The organism is Piscinibacter gummiphilus (assembly GCF_032681285.1).
GTDB lineage: Bacteria > Pseudomonadota > Gammaproteobacteria > Burkholderiales > Burkholderiaceae_C > Rhizobacter > Rhizobacter gummiphilus_A.
The window spans coordinates 1,094,093-1,110,893 of record NZ_CP136336.1 but is presented as its reverse complement, the minus strand read 5'-3'; the positions used below and the strand labels follow the sequence as shown (position 1 = coordinate 1,110,893).

General features: G+C 66.0%; 14 protein-coding genes. 1 reads left to right on the top strand and 13 read right to left on the bottom strand.

The window, feature by feature from the left end:
• Window positions 1–241 precede the first annotated feature (241 nt).
• On the top strand, window positions 242–3,214 hold the full coding sequence (locus RXV79_RS05335; protein ID WP_316702435.1) for an Rne/Rng family ribonuclease: 2,973 nt from the start codon (window positions 242–244) through the stop codon (window positions 3,212–3,214).
• 66 nt (window positions 3,215–3,280) lie between these two features.
• On the opposite strand, the gene nagZ is transcribed toward RXV79_RS05335, so the two are convergent.
• From nagZ to fabF, 13 genes are all read right to left on the bottom strand, one after another.
• The gene (nagZ, locus tag RXV79_RS05330; protein WP_316702434.1) at window positions 3,281–4,327 is read right to left on the bottom strand and encodes a beta-N-acetylhexosaminidase; all 1,047 of its coding nucleotides are present in this window, start codon (window positions 4,325–4,327) and stop codon (window positions 3,281–3,283) included.
• Window positions 4,324–5,124: a pyridoxine 5'-phosphate synthase gene (locus tag RXV79_RS05325; RefSeq protein WP_316702433.1), complete on the bottom strand. Its 801-nt coding sequence runs from the start codon at window positions 5,122–5,124 to the stop codon at window positions 4,324–4,326. Before RXV79_RS05325 ends, nagZ begins: the two co-directional genes overlap by 4 nt.
• Window positions 5,125–5,130: 6 nt before the next feature.
• Window positions 5,131–5,928 (bottom strand): DNA repair protein RecO, encoded by a 798-nt coding sequence (gene recO / locus RXV79_RS05320; protein WP_316702432.1) that lies wholly within the window; start codon window positions 5,926–5,928, stop codon window positions 5,131–5,133.
• 5 nt (window positions 5,929–5,933) lie between these two features.
• Entirely contained in the window at window positions 5,934–6,836 is a 903-nt protein-coding gene (era, locus tag RXV79_RS05315) for a GTPase Era (RefSeq protein WP_316702431.1), read from the bottom strand.
• A gap of 4 nt (window positions 6,837–6,840) precedes the next feature.
• Complete coding sequence (gene rnc, locus RXV79_RS05310; protein WP_316702430.1) at window positions 6,841–7,548, bottom strand: ribonuclease III; 708 nt, start codon at window positions 7,546–7,548, stop codon at window positions 6,841–6,843.
• A gap of 31 nt (window positions 7,549–7,579) precedes the next feature.
• A complete protein-coding gene (locus RXV79_RS05305; RefSeq protein ID WP_316702429.1) occupies window positions 7,580–7,948 on the bottom strand; it encodes a DUF4845 domain-containing protein in 369 nt (122 codons plus the stop codon).
• 27 nt (window positions 7,949–7,975) lie between these two features.
• Complete coding sequence (gene lepB, locus RXV79_RS05300) at window positions 7,976–8,941, bottom strand: signal peptidase I (RefSeq protein WP_316702428.1); 966 nt, start codon at window positions 8,939–8,941, stop codon at window positions 7,976–7,978.
• Entirely contained in the window at window positions 8,941–10,749 is a 1,809-nt protein-coding gene (gene lepA / locus RXV79_RS05295) for a translation elongation factor 4 (RefSeq protein ID WP_316702427.1), read from the bottom strand. The genes lepB and lepA overlap by 1 nt, the downstream gene beginning before the upstream one ends.
• Window positions 10,750–11,243: 494 nt before the next feature.
• The gene (locus RXV79_RS05290; RefSeq protein ID WP_316702426.1) at window positions 11,244–12,713 is read right to left on the bottom strand and encodes a Do family serine endopeptidase; all 1,470 of its coding nucleotides are present in this window, start codon (window positions 12,711–12,713) and stop codon (window positions 11,244–11,246) included.
• A 7-nt stretch (window positions 12,714–12,720) separates the two neighbouring features.
• A complete protein-coding gene (locus RXV79_RS05285; protein ID WP_316702425.1) occupies window positions 12,721–13,740 on the bottom strand; it encodes a MucB/RseB C-terminal domain-containing protein in 1,020 nt (339 codons plus the stop codon).
• A 6-nt stretch (window positions 13,741–13,746) separates the two neighbouring features.
• The gene (locus RXV79_RS05280) at window positions 13,747–14,391 is read right to left on the bottom strand and encodes a sigma-E factor negative regulatory protein (protein WP_316702424.1); all 645 of its coding nucleotides are present in this window, start codon (window positions 14,389–14,391) and stop codon (window positions 13,747–13,749) included.
• A 40-nt stretch (window positions 14,392–14,431) separates the two neighbouring features.
• Window positions 14,432–15,040: an RNA polymerase sigma factor RpoE gene (gene rpoE / locus RXV79_RS05275; protein ID WP_201805631.1), complete on the bottom strand. Its 609-nt coding sequence runs from the start codon at window positions 15,038–15,040 to the stop codon at window positions 14,432–14,434.
• A gap of 510 nt (window positions 15,041–15,550) precedes the next feature.
• Window positions 15,551–16,795 carry a beta-ketoacyl-ACP synthase II gene (gene fabF, locus RXV79_RS05270; RefSeq protein WP_316702423.1) on the bottom strand — a complete coding sequence of 415 codons (1,245 nt, stop codon included), beginning with the start codon at window positions 16,793–16,795 and terminating at the stop codon, window positions 15,551–15,553.
• Between the last annotated feature and the right edge of the window lie 6 nt (window positions 16,796–16,801).

The window sequence follows — 16,801 nt, the reverse complement described above, 5'->3', positions numbered from 1 at the left end:
GGCGCACACCCCATGCCTCACGGCCCTGCCCTTTGCCCACTGCCACGCACGCGCCAACGCTGCCTGACGGGCCACCGATCTTTCGCTGATCGGCCAACGTCACCGCAGTCCAGGGCGATTCCTTCCGGTTCATTCACGTTCCTCGTGCATCGAAGAGTCGCCCTCGGGTCTTCCCGGTGGTGACGTGTTGGATGAGCTGCACCTGACCACCTGCTGGTGGCAGCGCAGCGTAGGAGCGCACATGAAACGCATGCTGATCAACGCGACGCAGCAAGAAGAACGTCGCCTGGCCATCGTCGATGGCCAGAAGCTCATGGACTTCGAGACCGAAATCGAAGGCCGCGAGCAACGCAAGGGCAACATCTACAAGGCGGTCGTGACCCGCGTCGAGCCCTCGCTCGAAGCCTGTTTCGTCGACTACGGCGAAGAGCGCCACGGCTTCCTGCCCTTCAAGGAAATCTCGAAGAACTACTTCCGCGACGGCACCGACGTGCGCAACGCACGCATCCAGGACGCCATCAAGGAAGGCGACTCCCTGCTGGTGCAGGTCGAGAAGGAAGAGCGCGGCAACAAGGGCGCGGCGCTCACCACCTTCGTCTCGCTGGCCGGCCGCTACCTGGTGCTGATGCCCAACAACCCGCGCGGCGGTGGTGTGTCGCGCCGCATCGAGGGCGAAGACCGCGAAGAGCTGAAGGAAAACCTCGACCAGCTCGAGTACCCCAAGGGCATGAGCCTGATCGCCCGCACCGCCGGCATCGGCCGCACCGCGCCCGAGCTGCAGTGGGACCTGAACTACATGCTCAAGCTCTGGACCGCGATCGACGCTGCGTCCAAAGAGGGCAAGGGTGCCTTCCTGATCTACCAGGAGTCGTCGCTCGTGATCCGCGCGATCCGCGACTACTTCACCGCCGACATCGGCGAGATCCTGATCGACACCGACGACATCTACGAACAGGCCCACCAGTTCATGACGCACGTCATGCCGGAGGCCGCACCGAAGGTGAAGCGCTACCGCGACGATGCGCCGCTGTTCAGCCGCTTCCAGATCGAGCACCAGATCGAGACCGCGTTCTCGCGCACCGTGAACCTGCCCTCGGGCGGCGCCATCGTGATCGACCACACCGAAGCCCTCGTGTCGGTCGACGTGAACTCCGCGCGCTCCACGCGCGGCTCCGACATCGAAGAGACTGCCACCCGCACCAACCTCGAAGCCGCCGATGAGATCGCGCGCCAGATGCGCCTGCGCGACCTGGGCGGCCTGATCGTCGTCGACTTCATCGACATGGAAGAGTCGAAGAACCGCCGCGAGGTGGAGAGCCGCCTGCGCGACGCGCTGCGGCAAGACCGCGCGCGTGTGCAGTTCTCGTCGATCAGCAAGTTCGGCCTGCTGGAGCTGAGCCGCCAGCGCCTGCGCCCGGCGCTCAGCGAAGGCAGCCACATCACCTGCCCGCGCTGCAACGGCACCGGCCACATCCGCGACACCGAATCGTCGGCGCTGCAGATCCTGCGCATGGTCCAGGAAGAGGCCATGAAGGACAACACCGCCGCCGTGCATGTGCAGGTGCCGGTGGAGGTGACCTCGTTCCTGCTGAACGAGAAGCGCCCCGAGATCACCAAGATCGAACTCAAGCAGCGCGTGACCGTGCTGCTCGTGCCCAACAAGCACCTCGAGACGCCCAACTACAAGCTCGAGCGCCTGCGTCACGATGATCCGCGCCTGGAAAACCTGCAGGTCAGCTACTCGATGATCGAGGAGCCGGACGACGAGGTCGCCATCACGCGCCGCGAGAAGGCCAAGGCCAAGCAGGAGCCGGTGATCAAGGGCATCTTGCCCGACACGGCCGCGCCGATTGCACCGCCCAAGCCCGAGCCAGTGGCGGCCGCACCGGTGCCCGCGCCGGCCCCGGTGGCCCCCGCCCCGCCGGCGGCTTCCGGTGGTGGCTTCTTCGCCTGGGTGAAGAAACTCTTCGGCGGCGCGGACAGCACGCCGGCCGCAGCGCCCGCCCCGGCGGCACCTGCCGCCGACGCGAGCAGCGAACAACGCCGTGAAGGCCGCGGTGACCGCAACAACCGAGGCGGCCGTGGTGGCCGAGACGGGCGTCGCGGAGAACGTAGCGAGCGCGGTGAGCGCAGCGCCGAGCGTGGCGAGCGCGGGGGTGAGCGTGGTGAACGTTCCGAACAGCGCGGTGAGCGCAACGAGCGTGGTGAGCGCGGCAACCGCGGTCGTCGCAACGAGCGCAGCGAGCGTCCGGAAGAAGCCCAGGCCGAGGGCGGCCGCCGCCCCGAGGCGGGTGAAGAAGGCGCCGAGGCCCGCAACGACCACCGCCGCGACCAGCGCCGTGGTGGACAACCCCGCCCAGCGCCCGTTGAAGCCGTCGCCGGCAGCGAAGACGCACAGGCCCGCGCCTTCGTCGACACCGTACCCGGCGATGCCGCCGAAGGCCCGGGCAGTGAAGCCCAGGGCGAGCGCCAGGGCCGCCGTCGCCGCCGTGGCGGCCGTGGACGTGACCGTGACGAGGCCCGCAACACCGAGGTGACGGATGCCGTCGCTGGGGACGAGTCGCAAAGCGCGCTGTCACCGGAACCGGCACCCGACGCGTCGGGCGAAGCCCTGACGGCCGATGCAGAAGGCGCGCCGCAAGGCGAGGGCCAGGAGCGAGGTGAACGCGAAGGCGGCCGTCGTCGCCGTGGTCGCGGCGGGCGTGATCGCCAGCGCCGTGAAGAAACCGGTGAAGGCGCCGCGGCAGCCGAAGGCGGCTCGGAGCCGATCACCGCTGATGCGGAAGCGGCCACGCTGTCCACCGCAGTGCCGACAGAAGCCGCGCTTGCGCCGGCAACCGAGCCGCAGGCCATCACGGCAGAGGCTGCTGCTGCAGCCATCGCACCCGTCGTCGAAGCGCTCGCCAACGAGCCGGAGCCGGTGGTGGCCTCGGCCGCTGCCGCGGCGGTCGTCGAGCCCTACGTGCTCAACACCCAGCAGCTGCAGTCCGTCGCCGAGTCGGCCGGCCTGCAATGGGTGAACTCCGACGCCGACAAGATCCGCGCGGTGCAGGAGGCGATGGCACGCGAGCCCAAGCCTGTGCACGTGCCGCGCGAGATCAAGCCGGTGGTGCAGATCGACGAAGGCCCGCTGGTGCTGGTGGAGACGCGCAAGGACCTGTCCCAGATCCGCCTCCCCTTCGAGTCGCAGACGCCCTCCCAGCCGTCTGCCTGATCGGGCCGGCTCCAATGAAAAGGGCGCACCGCGGTGCGCCCTTTTTCTTTTGTCAGTGGCAATGGATCAGGGCAGGCGCTCCAGCGCGCGCTGGTAGACGGGGTCGTGCATCAGCTCGTCCCAGGTCAGCGGCGCGGACTGCGGCAGAAGACGGAGCCGGCGCATCTCGCTGTCCGCATCAGGCGCCCACTGGCCCTGCTCGGCCGCCGCCTGCAGGCCATCGAGCAGTTCGTCGACCGCATGGCCGCCGTCGAGCGACTGGTTGCACAAGAGCACCATGTCGCAGCCCGCTTGCAGCGCGGCCACTGCGCCGTCGACGGCGGAGCCCGCGACCTTGGCGCCTTCCATGCTGAGGTCGTCGCTGAAGATCGCGCCGGTGAAACCGAGCTGCTGGCGCAGGATCTCCTTCAGCCAGCGCGGCGAGAAACCGGCCGGGTGGTCGTCGACCTTGGGGTAGATCACGTGCGCCGGCATCACGCTCGTGAGGCTGGTGCTGAGCCATTCGTAGGGTTTGGCGTCGTCGGCGAGGATGGCCTTCAGCGATCGCTTGTCGACCGGCACCTCGGTGTGACTGTCGCCCTTGACGAAGCCGTGCCCCGGGAAGTGCTTGCCGCAGTTGGCCATGCCCGCTTGCAGCAGCCCGTGCATCAGGCTCTTGGCCAGCATCGTGGTCACGCGCGCGTCGCGGTGGAAGGCACGGTCGCCGATGACGCTGGAGCCGCCGTGGTCGAGGTCGAGCACGGGCGTGAAGCTCAGGTCGACGCCGCAGCTGCGCAGCTCGGCACCGAGCACGTAGCCGGCGGCAGTCGCCGCATCGGTGGCCGTGAGCGCATCGCGCATCCACAGCTCGCCCAAGGCGCGCATCGGCGGCAGGTGGGTGAAGCCGTCGGTGCGGAAGCGCTGCACGCGCCCGCCTTCGTGGTCGACGCTGATGAGCACGTCGGGCCGGATGGACTTGATCTCGGCCGCCAGCTCGGTGAGCTGCTGGCGGCTCTGCCAGTTGCGGGCAAAGAAGATCAGGCCGCCCGTCAGCGGGTGTCGGAGGCGGCGACGGTCGTCGTCGTTGAGGGTGGTGCCGGCAACGTCGAGCACGACGGGAGCATGTGATGTCATGGGGCAGCAGCAGCGTGGATGCAGCGCAGGTAGGCGCGCACGGTTTCGGACATGCCGAGTTCGAGCGTGTCGGCGATCAGCGCATGGCCGATCGACACCTCCTGCACACCGGGCACGGCGCGCAGGAAATCGGCGAGATTGGTGCGATTGAGGTCGTGGCCGGCATTGATGCCGAGGCCCACGCGCAGCGCGGCCTCGGCTGTGGCGGCGAAGCGCGCGAGCACCTGAGCCTGCTCGGGCGTGCCGTGCGCGCGCGCATACGACTCGGTGTAGAGCTCGACCCGGTCGGCCCCCACGTCGCGCACGGCGGCCATCATCTCGGGCAGCGGGTCCATGAAGAGGCTGACGCGGATGCCGAGCGACTTGGCTTCGGCAATGAGCGGCTTCAGGGTCGCGGCGTCTTCCGGGAAACGCCAGCCGTGGTCGGAAGTCGGCTGGCTTTCGCTGTCGGGCACGAAGGTGCATTGCTGCGGCGCGCGGCCTTGCGCGGCGAGCTGCCGCAGCAGGTCCATCAGGTTGTGCAGCGGGTTGCCTTCGATGTTGAACTCGGCCTGCGGCCACTTCGTCATCAGCTCGGCGAGGTCGAAGACATCGTGCGTCCGAATGTGGCGCTGGTCGGGCCGGGGGTGGATCGTGATGCCTTGGGCGCCGGCCTCCAGGGCGGTCGTCGACAGCCCCGTCACGCTCGGGAACGGCAGCGGGCGGCGATTGCGGATCTGCGCGACCAGGTTCACGTTGACCGACAGGGCGGTGAGGCCTCGGTGCGCATCGAGACCGCTGGTGAGCAGGGGGTTCATGTGGGGCTATCGATCGAGCTGGCGGTCAAGAGACTGAACGTCGAGCATCACCTGGCGGGTGCGCAACACGGGCGAGCCGAGATGATAGTGAAGCAGGCCGCGCAAGATGGCCTTGAGCTCGGGCAGCGCAGGGGCACAGGCCTGTTGCAGCGCGGCGAGGCTGCCGTGTTCCAGCGCAGCCTGCAGGCCGATCAACTGCGGCCCCGACAGGGCGGCATCGCCGGCCCGTGGCGCCGTGACACCGGCTTCGGAGCGAATGGCGTAGTGCTGGTCGAGCCGGATGTCCTCCTGCGTCAGCGTCACGAGACCCAGGTCGGGCAGCAGGCCGATGGCCTTCAGCAGCAGCACCTCGAAGGCGCGCAAGGCCGCCTGGGTGTCGTTCTCGTCGGCGGACGCGAGGGCCGGCAGGGTCTGGGCGTAGAGGTCGAAGAGGGCAGGGTGCGGGTCGCCACGCGCCAGCAGCTTCATCAGCAACTCGTTGAGGTAGAAGCCGCTGAAGAGCGCCGCGCCGGTGAGCATGGCCTGGCCGCCAGCCCATTCGGCGGCGCGCAGGGTCTGCACCTCGCCGGCCCCCTCGCCCGCTTCCGCCTTGGGCGGCTTGCCCAGCGAGACCTGCAGTCGCTGGAAGGGCAGCAGCACGGCGCGCATCTGCGAGTACGGCCGCTTCGCACCCTTGGCGACGACGGCCTGCCGCCCCTGCTCGCGGGTGAAGAGGTCGAGGATCAGACTGGATTCACTCCAGTCGTAGTGGTGCAGCACGAAGGCGGCGAGCTGGGTCGCAGGGCGCGTGGCGCGCGTGGCCATCCGGCTCACTCGTAGCCGTAGCTGCGCAGGTGCTCTTCGTTGTCGGCCCAGCCGGAGCGCACCTTCACCCACAGCTCCAGGAAGACCTTGGCACCCATCAGGTGCTCGAGCTCCTGTCGGGCTTCGGAGCCGATGCGCTTCAGGCGCTCGCCCTCGTGGCCGATCACCATGCCCTTGTGAGCGTCGCGCTCGACGACGATGGTGGCGGCGATGCGGCGCAGGTTGCCCTCTTCCTCGAACTTGTCGATGACGACGGTCGAGGCGTAGGGCAGCTCGTCACCTGTCAGGCGGAAGAGCTTCTCGCGGATGAGTTCGCTCGCGAGGAAACGGTCACTGCGGTCGGTGAGTGCGTCTTCTTCGTAGAACCAGGGCTGCTCGGGCAAGTAGGGCTGCACGATGTCGAGCAGGCGCTTCACGTCGGCCTCTTTCTTGGCCGACAGCGGCACGAACTCGGCGAAGGCATGGCGGTCCTGCATGCCCTTGAGCCAGGGCACGAGCTCGGCGCGGCGGTGCACGGCATCGAGCTTGTTGGCCACGAGGATGGCCGGCTTGCCAGGCGGCAGCAGCGCCAGCACCTTGGCATCGTCGAGGCCGAAGCGCCCGGCTTCGACAACGAAGAGCACCACGTCGACGTCGAACAGCACACCTTGCACCGTGCGGTTGAGCGTGCGGTTGAGGGCGGCGCTGTGGCGCGTCTGGAAGCCGGGGGTGTCGACGAACACGAACTGGGTCACACCCACCGTGCGGATGCCGGTGATGCGGTGGCGGGTGGTCTGGGCCTTGGCCGAGGTGATGCTCACCTTCTGGCCGACGAGCGCATTGAGCAACGTGGACTTGCCCACGTTGGGCCGGCCGACGATGGCGACGAGGCCGCAGCGCTGCGGGCTGTCTTCGGGTTCGTCGGTCATGCCATCAGGAGCGCAGGGCGCTGCCGGGTTTGTCGTCGCTGGCCTTCAGCGTGACGAGCATGCGGCGGGCCGCTTCCTGCTCGGCCATGCGGCGCGAGCGGCCTTCACCCGTCTCGGTGAGGCTCAGGGCCGGCACGGCGCACTCGACTTCGAAGGTCTGCGCGTGGGCCTGGCCACGGGTGTTCAGGATGCGGTAGGTCGGCACGGGCAGGCGGCGGGCCTGCAGCCATTCCTGCAGTTCGGTCTTGGCGTCTTTCGTCCAGCTGTCGATGTCGGTGTTGAGGATGACCTCGCCGAAGAGTCGCTGCACGAGGGCCTGGGCGGGTTCGAAACCGCCGTCGAGAAAGGTAGCGCCGATGATGGCTTCGAGCGCGTCGGCCAGGATGGACGCCCGCTGCGCACCGCCGCCGCGGGCCTCGCCTTCGCTCAGGCGCAGCACTTCGGGCAGGCCAAGCGAGAGGGCCACGCGGTGGAGGGTGTCTTCACGGACCAGGTGGGCCCGCACGCGCGTGAGGTCCCCTTCGTCAGACATGCCGAAACGCTCGAACAGCAGCGCGCTGACCGCCAAGCTCAGGACCGCATCGCCGAGAAACTCGAGCCGCTCGTTGTGATCGGCCCCGAAGCTGCGGTGCGTGACCGCCCGGCTCAGGAGCTCAGGCTGTGCAAACCGGTGACCCAGGCGTTGTTGCAGTGCGGTGAGACGGGCGTCCACGGTACATCGGACAAAGCAGGCGGCACGCGGCCTACTTCGACCGTCCTTCGTATTTGATGAGCAGGTAGACCGGGCTCATGATCTCGATCTCCTTGCCGTAGGCAAAGCTGATCACCACCTTCTCGTTGACCTTCGTGATCTCGAGGTCCTTGCTGGTGATGGACTGGATCGAATACTCGATCTGCTGCTGCTTGTCGAAAGCCGCGCGGATCTCGGGCACGGTGGTTTGCCCGCTCGCAGCGATCTGCTCGACCGCACGCTTGATGGTGAAGTATTCGTTGACGGTGGGCAGCACACGCAGGCCGAGCAACGCCACGAAGCCGATCACGATGGCCCAGAACAGCAAGCCGAACAGCGTGATGCCGCGTTGCGAACGCAGCGTGCGATGTTCAACGGTCATGGCCTCTTGCTCCTCGTGTTGGCGTGGTCAATGGAATGAGCCGATGCGGCGGAGGTTACCGAAATTCATCCACACAAAAAAGGCCTTGCCGACGATGTTCTCGTCGGGCACGAAGCCCCAGAAGCGCGAATCTTCGGAGTTGTCTCGGTTGTCGCCCATCATGAAATAGTGGCCGGCCGGCACCTTGCACGTCACTCCCTCGGCACTGTAGCTGCAGTTTTCCTTGTAGGGGAACGGGTCCGTCGGGCGGATGTAAGAAGGCCGTTGCACATCGACCAGGATGTTGTGCTCAACCGAGCCGAGCTTTTCGCTGTACTGCTTGAAGTAGCGCGTGCTGTCGTCGTCGTAGAACTCGGGCAACGCCGTCGTCTCGACCTGCTGGCCATTCAAATAGAGCCGCTGATTCCGGTACGACACCTCGTCGCCCGGCACACCGACCACACGCTTGATGTAGTCGATGCTGGGGTTGGCCGGGTAGCGGAACACCATCACGTCACCACGCTCGGGCTTGTTCAGCTCGATGATCTTCTTGTTGATGACGGGCAGGCGCACGCCGTAGTGGTACTTGTTGACGAGGATCAGGTCGCCCACCAGGAGCGTCGGGACCATGGAGCCCGACGGGATCTTGAAAGGCTCGAAAAGGAACGAGCGCAACAGGAACACGATCAGGATCACCGGGAAGAGCCCGGCCGTCCAATCGAGCCACCACGGCTGCATCAACAAGGCTTCGCGCGCCGGGGCGATGTCGCCATCGACCTTGGCGATGCCTTTGCTTGCCAGCTCTTCGCGGCGAGCCTGGTCCTGCTGCTCGAGGGTGCGTGCCGCCTTGGCGCGCGCCGGGGCGAAATGGAAGCGCTCGGCCAGCCAGTACGCCAGCGTCACCAAGGTGAGGATGAAGAGCAGCAGCGAGAAGTTGCCCGTCCACTTGCCCAGATACCAGCCTCCCAGATAAACGGCGAGGCACGCATACAGCAAACCTGTGAGAGAACCCATCAATCGTCCACTTGGAGGATGGCGAGAAACGCTTCCTGCGGCACTTCGACAGAGCCGATCTGCTTCATGCGTTTCTTGCCGGCCTTTTGTTTCTCGAGCAACTTGCGCTTGCGGGTGATGTCGCCGCCGTAGCACTTGGCGATGACGTTCTTGCGCAGGGCTTTGATTGTCTCACGCGCAATGATGTTGGCCCCGATAGCAGCCTGCACCGCCACGTCGTACTGCTGACGGGAAATGAGCTCGCGCATCTTGGCGACGACGGCGCGACTTCGGAACTGGCTCTGCGCGCGGTGCACGATGATCGACAACGCGTCGACCTTGTCGCCATTGAGCAGGATGTCGACCTTCACGACATCGGAGCCGCGGTACTCCTTGAACTCGTAGTCCATCGACGCGTAGCCGCGCGACACGCTCTTCAGCTTGTCGAAGAAGTCGAGCACGATCTCCGCCAGCGGCATCTCGTAGGTGAGCATCACCTGACGGCCGTGGTACGCCATGTTGATCTGCGTGCCGCGCTTGAGGTTGGCCAGCGTCATGACCGGGCCGACGTAGTCCTGCGGCATGTACAGGTGCACCGTCACGATCGGCTCACGGATCTCGCGGATGCGACCGAGGTCGGGCATCTTGGAGGGGTTCTCGACCTTGAGCACCTCGCCGCTGTTGAGTTCGACCTCATAGACGACCGACGGGGCCGTGGTGATGAGGTCCTGGTCGAACTCGCGCTCCAGCCGCTCCTGCACGATCTCCATGTGCAGTAGCCCCAGGAACCCGCAGCGGAAGCCGAAGCCCAGCGCCTGCGACACCTCGGGCTCGTAGCGCAACGAGGAATCGTTGAGCTTCAGCTTTTCCAGGGCGTCGCGGAGCTGGTCGTATTCGCTCGCCTCGGTGGGATAGAGGCCGGCGAAAACCTGGGGCTGAATCTCCTTGAAGCCCGGCAGCGCTTCGGTGGCCGGCCCCAGGTTGTTCGGCAGCTTCTTCTCGATCGTGAGGGTGTCGCCGACCTTGGCATGCTGCAGTTCCTTGATGCCGGCGATCACGAAGCCGACTTCGCCAGCCTTCAAGGCATCGCGCGAAACCGACTTCGGCGTGAAGACGCCCAGCTGCTCGGCCGCATACGCCGCCTCGGTCGCCATCATCTTGAAGCGCTCGCCCTTCTTGAGTTCGCCGTCGACCACGCGCACCAGCATCACGACGCCAACGTAGTTGTCGAACCAGGAGTCGATGATCATGGCGCGCAGCGGCGCATCGGCCTTGCCGCGCGGGGCCGGCATGCGGGCGATCACCGCTTCCAGGATGTCGTCAATGCCCTCGCCGGTCTTGGCACTGCAAGGGATGGCGTGCTCGGCATCAATGCCGATCACGTCTTCGATCTCGGCCTTGGCGCGCTCGGGGTCCGCCTGCGGCAGGTCCATCTTGTTCAGCACCGGCACCACTTCAACGCCCAGGTCGAGGGCGGTGTAGCAGTTGGCCACCGTCTGGGCTTCCACCCCCTGGCTGGCATCCACCACCAGCAGCGCGCCTTCGCAGGCCGAGAGCGAGCGGCTCACTTCATATGAGAAGTCGACGTGGCCCGGGGTGTCGATCAGGTTGAGTTGGTAGGTCTTGCCGTCTCGCGCGGTGTACGTCAGGGCGGCGGTCTGCGCCTTGATGGTGATGCCGCGCTCGCGTTCGATGTCCATCGAATCCAGCACCTGGGCCTCCATCTCGCGGTCACTCAGGCCGCCGCAGCGCTGAATGAGGCGGTCGGCGAGTGTCGACTTGCCGTGGTCGATGTGGGCAATGATGGAGAAATTACGGATGTGATCCATGGGAAGCGCTCAGTGCTCGAACCGCTCGTGATCGACAACCAAACAGTTGCGACGAGCGATCGATCGTGAGTGGGAAGGTGGCGCGAAAGTGTCTCGCGCTGAACAAGAAGAGGCTAAAAAAAAGGCACGTCGAATGAGTGACGCGCCTTCCAACAAAACGTATGGCAACTGCTTGTTGGGCCTTCATTGTAGCCAAAAGCACCCCGCTGGAAACCGCGCCATTGCTGGATTTGTTCTCGTTGCAGGGTTCCAACACGGAAATCTATGCACAATTTATCCACAAAGTGTTGTGGGCAGCTTGGGGATAGTTTTTGGCTGCCAGAGTCATTGCCTCAGGCAGCGATAAACGCCCCCGCCAAAACCGGATTCTATGCCGAGGGTGGAGGAATAAACGCCGTAAGTGTGCGCACACCAATTTCGACTGATCTCTTCACCGACGCACAAAAAAATTTCTTCTCCGATGCCCCTCGACCTTGGTCGGCTTTCGCGAGGCGTCACTTCGAAGCCGGGATCCGAAGGAACTGCGCCCACTCGCCGCGCAATACCGTGACCGGCAAGGACTTCGTCTTGTCGAACCTGGCCACGACCGCCTCGAACTGCTTGAGGTCGGCCACATCCGTGGTTCCCACGGCCAGGATGACATCGCCCGCTCGCAGACCGACGGCCTCGGCACCACCCGTGACCGCGCTCACACGCACACCCGACACGCCACGCGCAGCTTGTCGTTCCGCTTCGGTGAGATTGGCAACCGTCAGGCCCCATGGCTTGCCTCCGGCACTCGAGCCGCGGGGCTCAGGCTCGGGGCGTTCGGGCGTCGCCACCTGCGGGCTCATCTCACCCAACGCCGGCTTGAACTCCATCGGCTTGCCACGACGGTTGATCTGCAGCGTGACGGTCGACCCCGGCTTGATGGCGCCCAAAGTGCGGCGCAAATCAACGGCACCATCGATCGGCTTGCCATTCACGGAGAGCACGACGTCACCGGGCTGAATGCCGGCCTTCTCTGCAGGCCCACCGGCCACCACCTGCCGCACGAAGGCCCCCTTGGCCTTGCCCTTGGACAGGCCGTACTCCTCGGCCATCTCGCGAGGCACATCCGTCGGCAGGATGCCAAGGTAGCCCCGCACCACGCGCCCTCCCGTCTTGAGCTGATCGGCAATGCGCATCGCCTCATCGATCGGGATCGCAAACGAGATGCCGATGAAGCTGCCGACCGGACTCAGGATCTGCGAGTTGATGCCCACCGCCTCACCGCGGATGTTGATCAGCGGCCCGCCGGAGTTGCCGGGGTTCACGGCCACGTCGGTCTGGATCAGAGGGATATCAGACCCGGTCTCGCGCTGCTTCGCGCTGACGATGCCCGCCGTCACGCTGTTTTCCAGGCCGAAGGGCGAGCCGATGGCCACCACCCATTCGCCCACCCGCAGGCGGTTTGCGTCGCCGATGCGCAGCACCGGCAGGCTGGTCGCCTCGATCTTGACCAGCGCCACGTCGGTGCGCTCATCGGCGCCGATGATCTTGGCCCTGAACTCGCGCTTGTCGGTCAGGGTCACGTAGACCTCGTTGGCCCCCTCGACAACATGCGCGTTGGTCAGCACGAAACCATCGCCGCTGATGATGAAGCCCGAGCCTTCGCCGCGCGGCACCTCGTCGCTGCCTTGAAGCGACGGAGACCGGCGCCGAAACGGTGACCGCGGCCCTTCGGCAGCCCGCTCAGTGGTGCGGATGTTGACCACGGCCGGGCCCACCCGCTCCACCAGGTCGGCGAAGTCAGGCAACTCCCTGGCCTGCGCATGCCCGAGCTGCGGTGCAAGCCCCACGCCGAGCGAGATGAAGACCCCCAGGGCGATCGACCGCCCAAGCTGCTGCCACGAACGCGCGTTCGCCATCGAAATGCTGCACCGCATGGAAACTCCCCGAATCAACCCTTCTCCAGCACAAGCCACCACGGCCATGCTGCCCATCGAGAGACTACTTCTTGCGTTCGAACCCGTTTGCGAACTGCCGCAAAGTGCCCGCCGGCACATCGCCCATCGCCGTGATCCACCAATCGCCGTCCCGGCGCATCATGGTCTGGGTCGCGCCGATGGCCGTCACGATGGGCTTCAGATGACGCTCCGCACTGTAGGGTTCGATGAAGATGGAAACGTAGGTCAACCCGTCGGAGTAGACGGTCTGCAAGGCCTGCTCGCCAGTTCCTGACGCGGGCCCCGGAATGTCGAGTTGGCGTTTCACGCAGCTCACGAGCTTGAAGCCGGGCACCGACGCCTTGAGCGTCCAGCCCTCGCCTTCCGGTCGGGTCGACTGCTGGTGCTGCTTGATGACCTTGTAGCCGTCGAGCTTCTTGACGGCCTGCATCACGTTCTCGGGCTGGGCCCGCACACCGATCGACACCTCGGAAAAGGCGGATGACTCCAGCACCTCGCCACGCTCGCCCAGCACCTCGGCCCGCAGCAACAGGCCAGACGCCTTCTCGGCCCAGAGCCGATAGCCGAAGCGCAGCTTGTCGCGAGGCTTCAGCAGCAACACATTGGCTTCATGCCCGGCGACACGCTCGACGGCGATCGGCTTGAGGTCGTAGAACTCCTGCACCCGGTCGTGGCCGGCCTGCAGCAGCCCAGGGAAGGAACTCATCTGATCGCGCTGCTCGACCACGGCGACGCGGCGCTGCGGCCACACCGTGTGAACCAAGTCGTTGTGCCGGTACACGCTGCGCACCTGTCCATCGAGTGAGTCGATGCGCTCGAACTGATCCCGGCCTTCGCCGTAGTGCGCGATGCGCGTGCTGGCGACGGTGCCACCGGCGCTGAACACCACGGTGCCCACAAAATTGCGCTTGTTGGCGGCGTCTTGGATGCGGGTCAGCCAAGCCCGTGTCTCGCGCGCTTCGACAAGCGGGTCACCGCTTGCCAGCGCGCTTTGCGCATGGGCCAGCGGGAGAGAAGCAGCGGCGGCACAGACGACAACGAACGCAGGCAGGCGAAACAGCATGGCGGGTCAGCGCGCTGGCACTTCGACGGAAGCGTTGCGCAGGAAGCCGGACGGCCCCCCAGGAAGCGAGCTGCCACCAAACTTCTTGTGGGCTGCAAGATATTCGTCAAGGCGTGCATCGCGCACCAACTGACCGTTGATCACCGCGTTGGGCATTTCGCTGACGCCCGACGCAGGCTTGTCGCTCAAGGCGACCGCCTGCACCGACGTCGTGGCCTGCGCAAGCGCCTGTTCGGCGCCCACGTCGCGCGAGCCCAGCCCGCCTGCCATCTGCGTGACGACCAAGGTCCCCGCCACCACCGCAAAACCTGCGGCGACCGCTGCGGGCGCCATCCACGAACGGCGTACCCGGGCCGGCACCGAGACCGCCACAGTGGCAGCGCCCGAAGGCGCCAGCACCACGGGCTCCTCGGCCAAGCGCGAGCGCAGGGCTTCCAGAAACCGGGCATCGCGCTTCGCATCTGAAACCAGATCCTCGGAGCGCATCACGTCGCCGATGAGGTGATGCACGTGCCACTGGCTGCGCAGTCGCGCATCGTCGCGCCAGGCGCGGCACGCACCGGCGACGGCGGACGAGTCCAACTCGCCATCCATCAACGCCGACAAATCTTCTTCCGTCGCGAGCCTTTCAGCTTCAGACCGTTGAGACATCACAACCTCCAACTCTCAAAACCATCGTCATGCCAGGGCGCTACCAGCGCTCACCCTCTCGGGTGTCGAGCAAAGGCCGCAAGCGCTGGGCAATCGCTTCGCGCGCGCGAAAGATCCGCGACCGAACCGTGCCGATCGGGCAATTCATCACCTCAGCGATCTCTTCATAGCTGAGCCCTTCGATTTCGCGCAGCGTGATGGCCTGCCGCAAGTCCTCGGACAGCGCTTCGATGGAGGCATTGACGGCGGCGGCAATTTCCTTGCTCGCCAGCATTGCATCCGGGGTTTCGCCGTGGCTTAGTTCGGATTCAACGCGGGAAGTTTCGTCCTCTTCGTCGCGCGCAGATCGTGCGGATTCCGTCACGATCGGGTCGCGTTTGAGGTCGACCAGCGCCTTCTTGGCGGTGTTCACGGCGATGCGGTACAGCCAGGTGTAGAACGCACTCTCACCACGGAACTGCGGGATCGCCCGGTAGGCGCGGATGAAGGTTTCCTGGGCGATGTCGGGCACAAGATCGACGTCTCGCACCATGCGACCGATCAGGCGCTCGATGCGCCGCTGGTACTTCACGACCAGCATCTCGAACGCCTTCACGTCGCCTTGCTTGACGCGTTCGATCAGCGGTGCATCGGCGTCAGTGGCGGTCATCGGAGAGGTTCAAAACGATGCGGCGGCAGGCGGAGAGACAGACCGCGCGCAATATACCGTAGCCCGCAGGGGGTGCCACGCCAGCTCGTGCCCTCGGCGCTGCACCGGCAACCATCGCCCGCGCCGAGCGCCTTCGGCCGTGAAACGCAGCAGGATGCACCCACCGAGGTCCACGGCCACGTCCACTCGGCCCGCGAGCGGTTCCTGGCCCATCGTGTCCTGTGGGCCGAGGTGCCAAAGTTGACCATCCCACCGCAAGCTCATCGGCGCGAGCCGCCAAGCTTGCAGCCACAAGCTGCCAGTCGCCACGGCGAGCACCAGCAGGGTGAGCGCGAGCCACGCCGGATGGGCACCCCAAGCACTCGACGCCCAGGCGACCGTCAGCGCCCAGGCGATCACAACAAGACTGGCGCACGCGGCACGCCACACACCGAACCGGCACACGGTGATCTGGAACGGTGGGGGCGCATGCATGACGGGCGGCGCCGAAGCCGGATCGCGACGGGGTGCTCAGATGCGCTTGAACACCAGCGTGCCGTTGGTTCCGCCGAAGCCGAAGTTGTTCTTCACGGCGTACTCGATCTTCAGGTCCCGCGCGGTGTTGGCGCAGTAGTCCAGGTCGCACTCCGGATCCTGGTTGAAGATGTTGATGGTCGGCGGCGAGATCTGGCGCTGCACGGCCAGCGTGGTGAACACCGACTCGATGCCGCCCGCGCCGCCCAGCAAGTGGCCGGTCATGGATTTGGTCGAGTTGACGACCAGCTTCTTCGCGTGGTCGCCGAACGCGAGCTTGATCGCGTTGGTTTCGTTCACGTCGCCGAGCGGCGTGGACGTGCCGTGCGCGTTGAGATATTGCACCTGGCTGCCATCGATGCCGGCATTGCGCAGCGCGGCGCGGATGGAGCGCTTGGGGCCGTCCACGTTGGGCGCGGTCATGTGGTACGCGTCGGCGCCCATGCCGAAACCGGCCAGTTCGGCGTAGATCTTGGCGCCGCGCTTCTTGGCGTGTTCGTACTCTTCGAGCACCAGCACACCCGCCCCTTCACCAAGGACAAAACCGTCACGGTCCTTGTCCCATGGGCGAGAAGCCGTCTTCGGATCGTCGTTGCGCGACGACAAGGCACGCGGTGCCGTGAAGCCGCCGATGCCCAGCGGCGAGATGGTCGACTCCGAGCCGCCGGCGATCATGACGTCGGCATCGCCGTACTCGATGAGGCGTGCGGCCTGGCCGATGGAATGCAGCCCGGTCGTGCACGCCGTGACGATCGCAAGGTTCGGCCCGGTGAAGCCGAAGCGGATCGACACATGGCCCGAGATCATGTTGATGATCGAGGCCGGCACGAAGAACGGCGAGATGCGACGCGGCCCGCGGCTGGTGTATTCGCCGTGCGTCTCTTCGATCATCGGCAGGCCGCCGATGCCCGAGCCCACGAGGCAGCCGATGCGCTCGGCCTGCTCTTCGGTGAGCTGGTCACCCGTGGGAAGCCCCGCATCCTGGATCGCCTGCGCCGAGGCCGCGATGCCGTAGTGGATGAAGGTGTCCATGTGGCGAGCTTCCTTGCCGGGGATGTAATCCTCGACCTTGAAGCCCTTCACCTCGCCGGCGAACTGGCAGCTGAAGCCCGAGGCATCGAACCTCGTGATCGTGTCGATGCCGGACTTGCCGGCCACGAGATTGGCCCAGCCCTCTTCCACCGTGTTGCCCACGGGGCTGATGAGCCCGAGGCCGGTGATGACGACGCGGCGACGTGACATGGATAC